Origin of the sequence: Lentzea flaviverrucosa (assembly GCF_003350445.1) — a bacterium.
Taxonomy (GTDB): domain Bacteria; phylum Actinomycetota; class Actinomycetes; order Mycobacteriales; family Pseudonocardiaceae; genus Lentzea; species Lentzea californiensis.
The window spans coordinates 402,479-416,031 of sequence record NZ_QQAU01000004.1; the positions used below are offsets into that span (position 1 = coordinate 402,479).

Below are 13,553 nucleotides of genomic sequence, written 5' to 3' on the forward strand. Positions count from 1 at the left end.
CGACTTGGTCCTCGCCCCTTTCGCGTGCTTTGCGACTACTTGCCGCCGGTCTGCGGGTTGTGGTCCGAGATCGAGCCCCAACGGCCCACCGGGATCACGATGACGCGGGCCTTGCCGATCACGTTCGAGACCGGGATGGCGCCGTCGGCCGGCGTGGGGTCGCCGTGCTTGCGCGAGTCCGACGAGTTGTTGCGGTTGTCGCCCATGACCCACAGCGTGCCCGCGGGAACGGTGACCTTCTCGAACGAGTCCTGCTGGCGGGGGCCGCCGCCGAAGTTCAGGTACGGCTCGTCGAGCGGCTTGCCGTCGACCTTCACGCGGCCCTCCTCGTCGCAGCACTCGACGGTCTGGCCGCCGACGGCGATGACGCGCTTGATGAAGTCCGTGCCGCTGGGCTCGGAGAGGTTCACCATCGAGCCGAGGTCCTGCAGGGTGCCGACCACGAAGTTCGGGGGCTGCTTGCCACCGGTCCAGTTCGGCGGGCCGCGGAAGACGATGACGTCACCGGGGCGCGGGTCGTTGAACAGGTACGTGATCTTCTCGACCAGCACCTTGTCGTTCACGCAGCCCGTGCAGCCGTGCAGCGTCGTCTCCATCGAGGCCGACGGGATGACGAACACGCGCGCGACGAACGTCTGGATGACCACGGTCAGCAGCAGCGCCACGCTGAAGATGACCAGCAGCTCTTTCCAGAACGGCTGCTTCTTCTTCGCCTTCTTCTTGTGGAACCTGGGCGCCGGGTCGTCCTCGTACGCGGAGGAACGCGACGAGCGGTCCTCGTACGACGAAGCGGGCGAACCGGACGTCGAGAAGCGCGACGTGGGTTCGGGGCCGTCTCCGGAGGGAGGGGTCGTCTCCCAGGTCGACGAAGAATCGTCGTTCACGCGATGACTCACACGCCCCACCTTACGGTCGTCCGGGTAGGCGCAACGTGAACAGGGCTCCACCCTCGGGGGCCCTGCCCGCCGTGGCCGTGCCGCCGTGCCGTTGCGCCACCTGCTTGACGATGGCGAGTCCCAGACCGGAGCCCGGCAGGGTCCGCGCCTCGGACGAACGGTAGAACCGCTCGAAAACGTGAGGTAGATCGGCGTCCGCGATGCCGGGGCCCGCGTCCGCCACCTCCACGACGGCGCTGCCGTCGCCCATCTGACGGAGGTGCAACCGCACCGCCGAACCCGAGGGGCTGAACTTCACGGCGTTGTCGAGGAGGTTCAGCACCGCGCGTTCCAGGGCACTGGAATCACCCAGAAGTGTCCACGGTTGCAGCTGCACGTCGAACGTGACGTTCGAGGCGCGGCGGCGCGCGCGGTCCAGCGACCGTTCCACCACCTCGTGCAGGTCGACCGGCTCGTGGATGACCTGTGGTGCGTCCTCGCGGGCCAGTTCGACCAGGTCACCGATCAACGTGGTCAGTTCGTCGATCTGGGCGCGCACGTCCGCCTGGATCTCCGTCTTGTCCTCCTGGGACAGGTTCGGGGCGTCCGGGCGTTCCGAGGCGAGCAGCAGCTCCAGATTCGTGCGCATGGACGTCAACGGCGTGCGCAGCTCGTGGCCGGCGTCGGCGACCAGGCGGCGTTGTCGTTCCTGCGACTCCGCCACGGCACCGAGCATCGCGTTGAAGCTGTGCGTCAGCCGCGCCAGCTCGTCGTCGCCCGCGACCGGGATCGGGGTCAGGTCACCCGTGTTCGCGACGCGTTCGGTGGCCTCGGTGAGTCTTTGCACGGGCCGCAGACTCGTGCGGGCGACTGCCGTGCCCGCGATGGCCGCGAGCAGCACGCCGGCACCGCCGATGAGCAGCAGGACCACGCTGAGCTTCGCGAGCGTCGTCCGTTGCGGCACCATCGACTGGGCGATGATGATCGCCTGGCCCGGCTGGTACGCGACGGCGATGACCCGCGTCTCGGTCTTGTGGTCGGTCCAGATGAACTCGGGCCGGTCGCCGTCCGCGACGTCCCAGGCCTCCTGGACGCTGGGCGGCGGGGTGGAGTCCTTCGGGTAGATGATCTTCCCGGGGTCCGCCAGCAGCACGCCCATCTTCACGTCGCCCGCCGCGAGGAACGCCGCCGGGTAGTTCGCGACCTCGTCCGGTGTGGTGACCTTCGTGCCGTTCGCCACCGTGGCGGCACGCTGGCGCAGACCGTCGTCGAGTGCGTCGTACGTGCTCTTGCGCACGACCATGTACGCACCGAGAGAGACCAATGCGACGGCTCCGGCCACGCAGAACGCCGCAAGCCAGGTGACCCGCGCCCGCAACGACGCCCGTTGCAGGCGTCCCTGTGGTTCAACGATCACGGAGGGGTCTCCCGCAGGACGTAGCCCACCCCGCGCACCGTGTGGATCAGCCTCGGTTCGCCCTCCAGCTCCGTCTTGCGGCGCAGGTACCCCACGTAGACCTCGAGAGCGTTGCCCGAGGTCGGGAAGTCGTATCCCCACACGTCCTCCAGGATGCGGCTGCGGGTGAGCACCTGGCGCGGGTGCGCCAGCAGGAGCTCGAGCAGCGCGAACTCGGTGCGGGTGAGGCTGATCGGACGCTCGCCGCGGCGGACGTCACGGGTCGACGGGTCCAGCTCCAGGTCGGCGAACTTCAGCACGGCGGCGGACTGCTTGGCCGCGTCGTCGTCGTGGGCGGCCCTGCGCAGCAACGCGCGCAACCGGGCCAGCAGTTCCTCCAGCGCGAACGGCTTGGGCAGGTAGTCGTCGGCACCGGCGTCCAGCCCGGACACCCGGTCGCTCACGGCGTCCCGTGCGGTCAGCACGAGGATCGGCAGGTCGTCACCGGTGCTGCGCAGCCTGCGGCACACCTCGAGGCCGTCGAGGCGGGGCATCATCACGTCGAGCACCATCGCGTCCGGCCTGGCGGCGGTCACCGACTCCAGGGCCTGCATGCCGTCTCCGGCAGTCTCGACCTGGTAGCCGTTGAACTGCAGCGAGCGGCGGAGTGACTCCCGGACCGCCCGATCGTCATCGACAACGAGGATGCGCATGGGGGCAGTCTTGCCGAGGGATCTGAGAAGTGCCTGAGAAGGGCCCTAACTGCAGGTGTGAGTACTGCGTTAGTTCTTGCTAGCCCTCCAAGCCCCTCGCGACCGGCGCATTCCACTTCCGCCAGAGCGCGATGAGCCTGATGGTGATGATCAGTACCGCGCCGGCCAGCGAGACCAGGCCTTTCGGCAGCCCGGCCCATTCGCCCACCGCCACGACGACCGCGCCGCACAGCGCTGCCACGGCGTAGATCTCTCTCCTGAGGACTAGAGGAATCTCACGGAGGAGCAGGTCACGTAGTGCGCCACCACCGATGCCCGTCGTCATGCCGATGAGGCACGCCGCGTAGGGCGTCGCGCCGAGGGACAACGCCGTCGACGTGCCGGACGTGACGAACAGGCCGAGGCCCACGGCGTCGAGCAGCAGCACGCTGCGGCGGAGCTTCGCGACGTGCGGGTGGAACCAGAAGACGATGAGGCCTGTACCGCCCGCGACCAGCAGGTACGGCCAGTTCCGCAGGCTCGTCGGCGGGTGCACGCCGAGCAGCACGTCGCGGATGATGCCGCCGCCCAGTGCCGTGGTGAGCGCCAGGATGGTCACGCCGAACACGTCGAGGCGGGCGCGGACCGCGGCCACCGCTCCGGAGGCGGCGAAGACCGCGAGACCGATCAACTCCAGGACGATGAGCAGCACGAACGGAGAGGGTAATGCTGGTTATCGGGGCGGTGCCGCCCGGCGGTAACCGGCGTCCAGCCGCCCTCCCGCGGACACCAGGACGGCCTCCACGACGGCGATGAACCGCTCGGCGCCCTCGCCCCGCACCAGCGCCCGGTAGGCGTCCACGAGCTCGTCCTCCTTGGCGTCGCGCAGCCGGCGCAGCAGCCACTTGCCGTGCCCGAGCCACCGGTTCTGCATGACCAGCGCGAGCTCTCCCGCGCAGCTCAGGAGCCTTGCCGCGACGAACAGGCGCTCGTCCTCGTCGCGTGCGCCGATCAGGTCCTCAAGCAGGTCCGTGGTGCCGTAGCGACGGTCTTCCAGCTCGGTGACCGTCGCGGGAGCAGGGCCCGCGTCGAGCAGGGCGCGTGCCTCGGACCGCATGCGCTGACCGGTGCCGTCGGCGTCGAGCATGAGGAAACCCTCGGCGCACATGTGCAGCAACGGAGGCCGCCGGCCCTCGGCGTCACGGGCCACGAAGTCCTGGAACGACTCGATCGTGTGACAGAACAGCTCGACCGGCCAGCCGCGGTACCGCAGCGTCTCGCGGAACGCGCCGGGCAGGTCGTCGACGATCACGACCATGTCCAGGTCGGAGTTCGCCGTGTAGTTGCCCGCCGCCACGCTGCCGCCGAGGAACGCCGCCCTCGCGAGCGGGTACTTCACGTCGAGCAGGTCCCGCGCGACCTGCACCGGGTCCTTGTCCCAGTCCAGCGGGTGGCCGTTGACGTAGTAGTCCTCGTCGGGGTTCAGCGGGCCGAGCACGTCCTCGACGTACGGCCTGATCGCGGGGTGCACCTCGTGGAGGTCCACCAGCCACGGGTTGTCCTCGGCGTCGAAGTACGGCCTGATCGCGAGGAACTGGGCCCGCGAGATCTCCCGCACGCTGACCGGTGGCCCGCTGCGGTGCCTCGCGTAGCCCTTCAGGCGCCAACCCATGTTGTCGCCGTAGGCATGCCTGACCTCGTCCTGGTCCCCCGCCACGCGTCCATTGTGACCGAAGGACAGGTGAGAATCCCGTTGCGAACGGCCTGTCGTCAGAAGAAGTCCGCGAGCCGGGGCGTGCCGGACGAGCCGGTGAGCTGGTCGAGCACCGCCGCGTCGGCCGGGTCGCCCTCCAGCAGACCCCCGCGTCGCAACGCGTGCGTGTTCTGCGCGCCGGCGAACCACGGCCCGAGCGCTCGCGCGTGCAACCGCACCGCGCCGGTGCCACCGGGTTCGACGCGCACCGAACCGTCCTCCACGACGAGGCGCCGGAGACCCGCGTGCCACGGCGCGTGGTCGTCGACGACCTCCAGGTCCACGGCGGCGTTCGCGAGCCGCGGCCAGCCCCGCGCGGCCACGGCGGCGGGCAGGTCGACGACGCGCTGCATCCAGGTCGAGGTCCACACCGAGTGGCGGATCGGCGTGCCGCCCAGGAAGCCGATCGTCGCCGGGTCGGTGATCCGCAGGTCGATCGCTTCGAGCGTGCCCGCCCAGGACGCCAGCGAGGCGAGGAGGTTCAGCTGGGCCTCGACGTCGACGCCGATGAGGTCGTGGACCTTGAGCCGGCCCGTGTCGCCGCCGGGCTCGCGAGTGGCCGTCAGATAGCCCCGCAGGCCGTTCGGACCTGGCAGCACCGTCACCAGGTCCATCTCCAGGACCTTGCCGAGGTCCATGCGCGGTGGCCTGCGGTCGGCCATGCCGTCGATCGTCCGCGCCACCTCCAGGTAGCACTCGTGCAGGGCGGGGAGGTCGCTCTTCTCCGCCGGGCGCGAGGGGATCAGCTCGGCGGGCTTCGGAACGGAGAGCAGCCTGTCCATCGGCAGCTCGACCCACTCGAAGACCCCGGTGCGTTCCCAGCCGCGGCGCCGGTACAGCGTCGGCACGGTCGCGTAGAGCACCGAGAGCGGCTGGCCGTGCTCGCGCATCGTGGTCAACGCGGCGTCGAGCAGCGCGTTCGCGATCCCCCGGCCGCGGTAGGACCCGTCGACGGCGACGCCGCCGATCCCGCCCATGGGAACCGCGGCGCCGCCGTAGAACTGGGCGTACGAGCCGATGCCGAGCACGCCCGCGACCCGTCCGTCGATCTCGGCGAGCAGTCCGTGCGAACCCGGCCTCAGCAGCGGCCCCGACGGTTTGGTGCCGTTGAACGCGACCCTGCGCAGCCGGAACACGGCGTCGCGGTCGTCCTCGGTGAACTCGCGGATCTGCACGGACAACTATCTACCAGGAAAAGAAGCCCTGGCCCGCCTTCTTCCCCAGCTCACCGCGGGCGACCTTGTCCCGCAGCAGCTGCGGCGGGTCGAACCGCGGCCCCAGTTCGGCCGCGAGGTGCTCGGCGATCGCCAGCCGCACGTCGAGCCCGACCAGGTCGGTGAGCTCCAGCGGGCCCATCGGCCAGCGGTAGCCGAGCTTCATGCCGGTGTCGATGTCCGCGGCGGAGGCGACGCCCTCCTCCAGCATGCGGATCGCCTCCATGCCCACGGCGACGCCCAGCCGTGAGGTCGCGAACCCCGGCGAGTCCCGCACCTCGATCACGGTCTTGCCCATCTCCTCGGCCCAGGTCCGCGCCTTGGCCACGTTCGCGGGGTCGACGCCCTCGTGGTGGACGAGCTCGACGAGCTGCTGCACCGGGACGGGGTTGAAGAAGTGCATGCCCAGCACGCGTTCGCCGGGCAGGCCGGCGGCGATCTCGGAGATCGACAGCGACGACGTGTTGGAGGCGAGGACCGCGTCCGGGCACCTCTCGGCCGCGAACCCCAGGACCTTCTGCTTCAGCGGCACGTTCTCCGGCACGGCCTCGACGACCAGCTCGGCGTCCGCGGGCAGCTCACCTGTGGAGAGCAGCGCGAACACCGCGTCGGCGTCGGTGAGCTTGCCCTTCTCCTGCGCCCTGCCGAGCGACCGCCGCACGGCGAGCCTGCCCTGCTCGGCGCGTTCGGCGTCGGCCTCCGACAACGTGACCTCGTGGCCGTTCGCGAGCAGGAGGTGTGCGATGCCCGCGCCCATCGTGCCGCCGCCGATGACGACGGCCTTCACGCCACGACCTCGGCGCTGAACATCGCGACCAGCTCCATCCCGCCGATCTCGGCGAGGTTGGCGCCCGAGGTGGCCCACTCCGCCGACTGCAGGACGGCCTTGAACGACTCCTCGGACTCGAAGTACATCTCCGCGATCAGGTGCGGCTCGTTGTCCCCGAGGAACCCCGCCAGGAACACCTGCTGCACCTTGGCGACCTCGGCGCGGACCAGGCCGGGAACCGAGTTCACGATCGGCAGGTGCGACTCGAAGTACCTCTGGTCGAAGCCCTCGGGGTCGGCGGGCTTCTTGTACAGCGCGATGTACTTGATCATGTGACACCATCCTCCTCGACTCGCCGAGCACTGTAACGCCCGGAGCGGTCCCCGGGCTGAGGCACGATGGTGAGGTGCGGATCATCCTGCTGCGCCACGGACAGAGCCTCGGCAACGTCGACGAGCTCGCCTACTGCCGCATCCCCGACCACGCCCTGCCGCTCACGCAGACCGGGGAGGAGCAGGCGCGCGCCGCCGGGCCGACGATCAAGGCCCTGATCGGCGACGGGCCGGTCGCGGCCTACGTCTCCCCGTACAAGCGGACCAAGCGGACGTTCGAGCTGCTCGGGATCTCCGCGGAGCGGATCGTCACCGAGCCCAGAGTGCGCGAGCAGGACTGGGGCAACCTCCAGGACCCGGTGCAGCAGGAGGTGCTCAAGCACCAGCGGCACGCGTTCGGCCACTTCTTCTTCCGGCTGCCCAACGGCGAGTCCGGCGCGGACGTGGACGACCGGGTGGCGGCGTTCCTCGACGGCCTGGAAGTCCGGATGCGCAAGAACGAGACTCATCCCAAGACGGTGCTGGTCGTGTCGCACGGCCTGACGATCAGGTTGCTGTGCCGCAGGCTCTTCGACTGGAGCATCGACCTGTTCGAGTCACTGTCCAATCCGGACACATGTGAGAACCGGGTGCTCGACCACGACGGCACGGGGTGGAGGCTGGACCGCCCTTTCGACCAGTGGCGCGACTCACCGGACGGAACGGTCCAGCGTCCCGTCTAGATGAGCCCGCGCTTGTAGGCGGCGACCAGCCGCCGAGGCACGAGGAGCTCCTTGCCGTCCAACGTCCGCACGCGCACGAGGTCCGGCGCGGTGGCCTTCCACTGCGACCGGCGGTGGCGGGTGTTGGACCGGGACGTCTTGCGCTTGGGAACGGCCATCAGCGCTCTCGCTTTCCGTAGCGGCGGTTGAACTTCTCGACCCGGCCCGCGGTGTCCACGAGCCGTTGCGTGCCCGTCCAGAACGGGTGCGAGTCGGCGGTGATGTCGACGACGAGCAACGGGTAGGTGTTGCCGTCCTCCCACTCGATCGTCCTGGACGACTTCGCGGTCGAGCGTGTCAGGAACGTCTTGCCGGTGGACGCGTCCTGGAAGACGACCGGGTGGTAGTCGGGGTGGATTCCGGGCTTCATATCGCCAGCTTTCGGATCGAGTCCACGAAGGACAGTTCGTCGTCGGTGAGCAGTGCTTCGGCGAACGCCGCGGTGATGGAGTCCGGTTCGCCCAGGGTGATCGCCACGATCTGGGTGGTCCTGCCGCCGAGCGGCCCGCCCTCGCCGACGTGCAGGCCGCAGCCCGCGGATTCCAGGTGCAGCGCGACGTCCGGCTCGTCCGCCACCCAGAGCCGGCCGCGCGAGCGCACGACCGTTCCGTCCAGCAACGAGTCGAGCGCGTCGTTCAGCCGTGCCGGGTGGAACGGGCGGTCCGCCGTGAAAACCGCTGTCGAGACACCGCATTCGGGCGTCAGGGGCATCAGCCGCGGCCGGGTGCTCCTGCGCGCGACCACCGTCTCGGGCGTGCAGCGGTGCGCGCCCGGAGCGAGCCGGTCGAGCACGGCGAGCGTGCGTTCGTCCGCGTCTCCTTGCAGCACCAGCACGTCCGCGGCCTCGGCCTGCGCGACGACGACCTGCGCCACCGTCCGCTGGTCGCTGACCATCGACGCGTCGCCCAGGGCGTCGTCCAGCCAGGTCGCCGCGTCGAGCACGGTGATCACGCACTCGACGTCGATGCCGAGCTTGCGGCGCACCGCGTCCGGCTCCAGCAGCGGGTCCAGCTGCAGCACGACCGTGTGGCCCTTCAGGCCGGCGAGCAGCTCGCGCAGGTCCTCCCGCACGGTGCAGGACACGCAACCGTGCAGCAGGTCGATGTCGGTCGCGATGCCGTCGACCCAGCGCCGCACGCTCGTTTCGGCGGCCACGTGACGCACGAGCACCGAACCGGGCCGGTCGCGCCACACCCGCACGGCGACGTCGTGGTCGACCAGCCCCGCCACCATAACGACAACGGTTTCCATGTGAGGTACCGTAGATGAAAACGAAAGTCGTTTCAATCTGAGTCTGTCCTCCTGGAGGTACTCGTGCGCTGCCAGCTGACCGGCCGTGAGCCGGGCTTCGGCAACCGCGTCTCGCACTCGCAACGCAAGACGCGGCGCCGGTGGAACCCGAACGTCCAGCACAAGCGGTACTTCGTGCCGTCGCTGAACAGGTTCGTGACGCTGACGCTGTCCGCGAAGGGCATCAAGACCGTCGACAAGATGGGGATCGAGGCCGCCGTGGCCCGGCTCCGCGCGCAGGGGGTGAAGGTCTGATGGCCAAGAGCACCGACGTCCGGCCGATCATCAAGATGAGGTCGACCGCCGGAACCGGCTACACCTACGTGACCCGCAAGAACCGCCGCAACGACCCGGACCGGATGGTGCTGCGCAAGTACGACCCGGTGGCGCGCAGGCACGTCGAGTTCAAAGAGGAGCGCTGAGGACGTGGCGAAGAAGTCGAAGATCGCCGCGGACCTGCGCAGGCGCGAGGTCGTGGCGCGGTACGCGGAACGGCGGGCCGAGCTCAAGGAGATGCTGCGGCACCCGGAGACGCGCGCGGAAGCGTTGCAGGGTCTGCAGAAGCTGCCGCGGGACGCGTCGCCGACCCGGTTGCGCAACCGCGACGTCGTGGACGGACGGCCGCGCGCCTACAACCGGAAGTTCGGTCTGTCCCGCGTCCGGCTGCGGGAGATGGCCCACCGCGGTGAGCTGCCCGGCGTCTCGAAGGCGAGCTGGTGATGCGCGAGAGGAAGCCGCTCAAGCGCAGGGTGAACCTGCTCGCGAAGGAGGGCGTGACCGTCGTCGACTGGAAGGACGTCACGCTGCTGCGCAAGTTCCTCTCGGACCGGGGCAAGATCCGGTCCCGCCGGGTGACCGGCCTGACGCCGCAGCAGCAGCGCCAGGTCGCCACGGCGATCAGGAACGCACGGGAGATGGCCCTGTTGCCGTACCCGTCACAAGCGCGATGACCCGCACCGCCGCGCTGGTCAGGAAGGCCAGCGCGGCGAGCTGCACCAGCAACGCGAGCACCCAGGTCGTGTGTTCGTCGACCGTCAGGTCGCCGCGAACACCCACCAAGAAGGTCGCGTAGAGGCCCCAGCACTGCAGCGCGGCCAGGCCGGCGCCGACGATCGTGGTCCGCATCGAGACGACCACGACGACGGCGGCGAGCAGGAGCAGGGCGAGCAGCGGCCAGGCGCTGGTGAACGCGGTCACGCCGACTCCGGCACCGAATCCGAGCGCCGAGCCATAACCGCCTTTCATTCTTCGCATCCGATCGGTGTATCTCCTCAGGTGAGATCAGCGCCACCTCTCCAGCGTGAAGTTGGTGCTTTCGAGTGAGGCACGATCGCACGAATGAACCTGTACGACGTGGTCCACCGCCGCAGGGACACCCGAGCCGAGTTCTCCGGTGAGGAGATCCCCGCCGACGTGCTGCGCCGGGTGCTGAGCGCCGCACACGCCGCCCCCAGCGTCGGACTGTCCCAGCCGTGGGACTTCGTGCTCGTGCGCGACGAGTCGACCCGGCGTGCCTTCCGCGACCACGTCCAGGCCGAACGCAGCGTCTTCGCGGCTCAGCTGGACCAGGAACGGGCGGAGACCTTCTCCCGCATCAAGGTCGAGGGGGTCATGGAGTCGACCCTCGGCATCGTGGTCACCTACGACCCCGACCGGGGCTCGCCGGCGGTGCTCGGCAGGCACGCGATCGCGGACGCCGGTCTGTACTCCGTGTGCCTCGCCATCCAGAACCTGTGGCTCGCCGCGACGGAAGAGGGACTCGGTGTGGGCTGGGTGAGCTTCTACCGGGAAGATGTGCTGCGCCGGCTGCTGGACATCCCCACAAGGGTTCGTCCGGTTGCGTGGCTGTGCGTCGGTCCGGTTCGATCACTGCCCGAGACGCCCGATCTGGAACGTCACGGTTGGCGCAACCGACTACCCCTCGATGACGTCCTGCACCACGATCGGTACGGGGCGCGACAGACCCGGTAGCCTGTGCGGGCCGCTCGGCCAGTCGGAACGGAGTCGATGAACGAGTGGAGCAACGCGATCCGCTGGTAGCGGGCCAGATTCCGCGGTTGGACCGAGAGGTCCGCGCGTTGCTCAACGCTGGCCGCTTGCCGGAGGCGAACAGTCTTTTCGACGAGGTGGTCACCAAGGTGTCCCCCGGCGCCGACCGCTGGGTTCGGTCGGCGGTGCTGGTCAACCGGGCGGTGATGGCCTGGCGCCTCGGCCGCATCCCCCTCGCGCTGGAACTGGCCGCCGAGGGGTGGACGGACCTCGACGCCGACCGGTCGGACAGCCCTGCCGTGGCCCACACGATGGGCTCCCTCGGTTATCTGATGGAGGGCATCGGCAACCGGCGCGCGGCCCTGGACATGCTGCGGCTCTCGGTGCAGGTGGCGCGTCGTGCGGGCAACACCGACGTGCTGGCCCACTGCCTGCAGCGCCTCGGCGGTTCGCTGAACTTCCGCGCCTGTTCCGGACCTCCCGCGGCGGCGCCGGCGATCTTCGAGGAGGCGCTGGCCTACCTCGACGAGGGCCTCGGCATCGTCAAGGACGAGGTGCACCGGCGCGCGCTCCTCGGCGCGTGCGGACGGTCCCTGGCCGGCGTCGGCCAGTTGGACAAGGCCGAGGAGATGGGCGAGGAGACGCTGCGGCTCGCCCTGGACGCCGACGACCTGTGGGGCGTCTCAGTAGGTAACTGGGTTCTTGCCGTCGTGCGCCGCGAGAAGAACGATTTCGACGAGGCGCGCACACTCGCGTCCCGTGCCGTGACGAGCGCCGAACGCATCAACGACACGTCACTGCTGCTGCGGTTCTCGACCGAGCTGGCGGACATCTGCCACGCCCTGGGTGACGCCGAGGGCGAGGCCGAGGCGTTGCGCCGGTCGATGGCCGCCTCCCGCACGGCCAGGGAGACGTTGCAGGAGGGCCTGGGCCAGGCGCTGGAGCAGCGCCGGGTGGCCGTTCAGGCACAACGGCTCGCGGTGGCGGCGCAGGAGGCCGCGGCACGTGACCCGTTGACGGGCCTGGCGAACCGGCTCGGGCTGGAACGGGCGGCCGCCGCGCTGCTGGAGTCGACGGCGGCGCGCGGGCGGGTGCCGTGGCTGGTGCTGGTCGACGTGGACTGGTTCAAGAACGTCAACGACGACGCCGGGCACGCGACGGGCGACGCGGCGTTGCGCGAGATCGCGGCGTTGCTGCGGCGCGAGTGCCGGTCGGACGACCTGGTGGCGCGCTGGGCCGGTGACGAGTTCGTGGTGCTGCTCGGGGACACCGGGCCGAACATGGACGTCGGCCCGAACGTGGCCGAGCGGATCCGCGCGGCCGTCGACGGGCACGACTGGACGATGGTGCTCGGCGCGGTCCGCCGCCCGACGGTCAGCATCGGCGTGGCGGCGGGACCGGCCAAACTGGACCAGCTGTTCGCGGCCGCCGACATGGCGCTCTACCGCGCCAAGCGGCACGGCCGCAACAGGGTCGAGGTCGAGCCCTCGGTGGACGAGGTGCCCGAGATCGTCTCCGGGAACTAGGGCTCCCGGCGAACGAAGGGTTCTCGGCGTCTAGGCGATCAGGCCGCCGCGGTAGGCCACCAGTGCGGCCTGCACGCGGTTGACCGCGCCGATCTTGCCGAGCACGGACGAGACGTAGCCCTTCACCGTCGCCTCCGACAGGTGCAGGGTGCCGCCGATCTCCGCGTTGGACATGCCCTGGCCGATCAGCACGAGCACCTCGCGCTCGCGTTCGGACAGGCTCTGGAGGAGCCTTCGTGCCGGCTCCGCCATCCGTTCGCCGTCGGCGACGGCCGCGAGAACTCTCGCCGCCACACCGGGGTCGAGAACAGCACCTCCGCGCGCGAGATCACGCACGGCCTTGACGAGCTGTTCCGGTTCGGTGTCCTTGAGCAGGAAGCCGGCGGCGCCCAGGCGCAGAGCTTCCGACACGTACTCGTCGACGTCGAACGTGGTCAGGATGCAGACCCTCGGTGGGTCCGGCAGGGTCCGCAGCCTCCGCAGGGCCACGAGTCCGTCCGAGGTGCGCATCCGGATGTCGAGCAGAACAACGTGCGGACGATGCTGGCGTGCCAGGTCGGCTACCAGATGTCCGTCATCGGCCTCAGCAACAACTTCGATGTCTCCGACGCTGCTCAGGATCATGCGAAGGCCGGAGCGGACGAGGTCCTCGTCGTCGGCCAGCAGAACCTTGATCACGACGCCTCCCGCATTGGCGTTCCGTGCTCCCTCATGTTCGTGATCTTGGCGTACGCACGCCGAAGACCACGTTAATTCTCAGTTATCTCATCATGTGGTTACAGATTTTCGAGAACGCCAACCGCGTTCACAGTTACCGGAATTGAGCTCTGACTTCGCTGCGTAGGCGGGCCACCAGGCGTTAGGAGGGATCATCGGAACACTGAGTGACGAAACATCAATATCCCACTGAGTGGAATGCGGTACCAGAAACACGGATACACCCTCGGTAATCCGAT

Annotated in this window: 20 protein-coding genes; 7 read left to right on the top strand and 13 right to left on the bottom strand. The window is 69.5% G+C overall.

Going from position 1 to position 13,553, the window contains the following annotated elements:
- Positions 1-35: 35 nt before the first annotated feature.
- The 8 genes from lepB to DFR72_RS46345 form a co-directional block, all read right to left on the bottom strand.
- Positions 36-896, bottom strand: coding sequence for a signal peptidase I (gene lepB, locus DFR72_RS15570; protein ID WP_245983001.1), 861 nt, complete (start codon positions 894-896; stop codon positions 36-38).
- Positions 897-906: 10 nt separating this feature from the next.
- The gene (locus tag DFR72_RS15575) at positions 907-2,292 is read right to left on the bottom strand and encodes a sensor histidine kinase (RefSeq protein WP_425459890.1); all 1,386 of its coding nucleotides are present in this window, start codon (positions 2,290-2,292) and stop codon (positions 907-909) included.
- Positions 2,289-2,984 carry a response regulator transcription factor gene (locus DFR72_RS15580; protein WP_090065467.1) on the bottom strand — a complete coding sequence of 232 codons (696 nt, stop codon included), beginning with the start codon at positions 2,982-2,984 and terminating at the stop codon, positions 2,289-2,291. The genes DFR72_RS15575 and DFR72_RS15580 overlap by 4 nt, the downstream gene beginning before the upstream one ends.
- 79 nt (positions 2,985-3,063) lie before the next feature.
- On the bottom strand, positions 3,064-3,675 hold the full coding sequence (locus DFR72_RS15585; RefSeq protein ID WP_090065466.1) for a trimeric intracellular cation channel family protein: 612 nt from the start codon (positions 3,673-3,675) through the stop codon (positions 3,064-3,066).
- 21 nt (positions 3,676-3,696) lie between these two features.
- On the bottom strand, positions 3,697-4,680 hold the full coding sequence (locus DFR72_RS15590) for a nucleotidyltransferase domain-containing protein (protein WP_114773681.1): 984 nt from the start codon (positions 4,678-4,680) through the stop codon (positions 3,697-3,699).
- 53 nt (positions 4,681-4,733) lie between these two features.
- Positions 4,734-5,891, bottom strand: a complete 1,158-nt coding sequence (locus tag DFR72_RS15595; RefSeq protein WP_090065465.1) for a GNAT family N-acetyltransferase — start codon at positions 5,889-5,891, stop codon at positions 4,734-4,736.
- 10 nt (positions 5,892-5,901) lie between these two features.
- Complete coding sequence (locus tag DFR72_RS15600) at positions 5,902-6,717, bottom strand: 3-hydroxyacyl-CoA dehydrogenase family protein (protein WP_090065464.1); 816 nt, start codon at positions 6,715-6,717, stop codon at positions 5,902-5,904.
- Entirely contained in the window at positions 6,714-7,031 is a 318-nt protein-coding gene (locus DFR72_RS46345; RefSeq protein WP_090065463.1) for an EthD family reductase, read from the bottom strand. The genes DFR72_RS15600 and DFR72_RS46345 overlap by 4 nt, the downstream gene beginning before the upstream one ends.
- A gap of 74 nt (positions 7,032-7,105) precedes the next feature.
- Between DFR72_RS46345 and DFR72_RS15605 the strand changes: the two genes are divergently transcribed.
- Positions 7,106-7,753 carry a histidine phosphatase family protein gene (locus DFR72_RS15605; RefSeq protein ID WP_090065462.1) on the top strand — a complete coding sequence of 216 codons (648 nt, stop codon included), beginning with the start codon at positions 7,106-7,108 and terminating at the stop codon, positions 7,751-7,753.
- Here the strand turns inward: DFR72_RS15605 and rpmF are convergent.
- From rpmF to DFR72_RS15620, 3 genes are read right to left on the bottom strand one after another with little or no spacing between them, the layout of a single operon-like run.
- A complete protein-coding gene (rpmF, locus tag DFR72_RS15610) occupies positions 7,750-7,911 on the bottom strand; it encodes a 50S ribosomal protein L32 (protein ID WP_030481357.1) in 162 nt (53 codons plus the stop codon). The two genes, DFR72_RS15605 and rpmF, sit on opposite strands and share 4 nt — an antisense overlap.
- Entirely contained in the window at positions 7,911-8,162 is a 252-nt protein-coding gene (locus DFR72_RS15615; RefSeq protein WP_090065461.1) for a type B 50S ribosomal protein L31, read from the bottom strand. Before DFR72_RS15615 ends, rpmF begins: the two co-directional genes overlap by 1 nt.
- On the bottom strand, positions 8,159-9,043 hold the full coding sequence (locus DFR72_RS15620) for a GTP-binding protein (protein ID WP_090065460.1): 885 nt from the start codon (positions 9,041-9,043) through the stop codon (positions 8,159-8,161). The genes DFR72_RS15615 and DFR72_RS15620 overlap by 4 nt, the downstream gene beginning before the upstream one ends.
- Before the next feature lie 63 nt (positions 9,044-9,106).
- Here DFR72_RS15620 and rpmB point away from each other — a divergent pair, with 63 nt between their 5' ends.
- Genes rpmB through rpsR form a run of 4 tightly spaced genes read left to right on the top strand, consistent with a single transcriptional unit; the run spans position 9,107 to position 10,032 of the window.
- Entirely contained in the window at positions 9,107-9,337 is a 231-nt protein-coding gene (rpmB, locus tag DFR72_RS15625) for a 50S ribosomal protein L28 (RefSeq protein ID WP_245983003.1), read from the top strand.
- Positions 9,337-9,504 carry a 50S ribosomal protein L33 gene (gene rpmG / locus DFR72_RS15630; protein ID WP_030481361.1) on the top strand — a complete coding sequence of 56 codons (168 nt, stop codon included), beginning with the start codon at positions 9,337-9,339 and terminating at the stop codon, positions 9,502-9,504. The genes rpmB and rpmG overlap by 1 nt, the downstream gene beginning before the upstream one ends.
- A 4-nt stretch (positions 9,505-9,508) precedes the next feature.
- A complete protein-coding gene (rpsN, locus tag DFR72_RS15635; protein WP_030481362.1) occupies positions 9,509-9,802 on the top strand; it encodes a 30S ribosomal protein S14 in 294 nt (97 codons plus the stop codon).
- Entirely contained in the window at positions 9,802-10,032 is a 231-nt protein-coding gene (gene rpsR, locus DFR72_RS15640; protein WP_090065458.1) for a 30S ribosomal protein S18, read from the top strand. Before rpsN ends, rpsR begins: the two co-directional genes overlap by 1 nt.
- On the opposite strand, the gene DFR72_RS15645 is transcribed toward rpsR, so the two are convergent.
- Positions 9,980-10,336 carry a hypothetical protein gene (locus tag DFR72_RS15645; RefSeq protein WP_143086702.1) on the bottom strand — a complete coding sequence of 119 codons (357 nt, stop codon included), beginning with the start codon at positions 10,334-10,336 and terminating at the stop codon, positions 9,980-9,982. The two genes, rpsR and DFR72_RS15645, sit on opposite strands and share 53 nt — an antisense overlap.
- 84 nt (positions 10,337-10,420) lie before the next feature.
- On the opposite strand from DFR72_RS15645, the gene bluB reads away from it, so the two are divergent.
- Together bluB and DFR72_RS15655 are read left to right on the top strand one after the other, a co-directional pair.
- Positions 10,421-11,053, top strand: a complete 633-nt coding sequence (gene bluB, locus DFR72_RS15650; RefSeq protein WP_090065456.1) for a 5,6-dimethylbenzimidazole synthase — start codon at positions 10,421-10,423, stop codon at positions 11,051-11,053.
- 86 nt (positions 11,054-11,139) lie between these two features.
- Complete coding sequence (locus tag DFR72_RS15655; RefSeq protein WP_245983005.1) at positions 11,140-12,597, top strand: GGDEF domain-containing protein; 1,458 nt, start codon at positions 11,140-11,142, stop codon at positions 12,595-12,597.
- Between the two features lie 30 nt (positions 12,598-12,627).
- Here the strand turns inward: DFR72_RS15655 and DFR72_RS15660 are convergent, their stop codons facing one another.
- Positions 12,628-13,275, bottom strand: a complete 648-nt coding sequence (locus DFR72_RS15660; protein ID WP_030481367.1) for a response regulator — start codon at positions 13,273-13,275, stop codon at positions 12,628-12,630.
- Between the last annotated feature and the right edge of the window lie 278 nt (positions 13,276-13,553).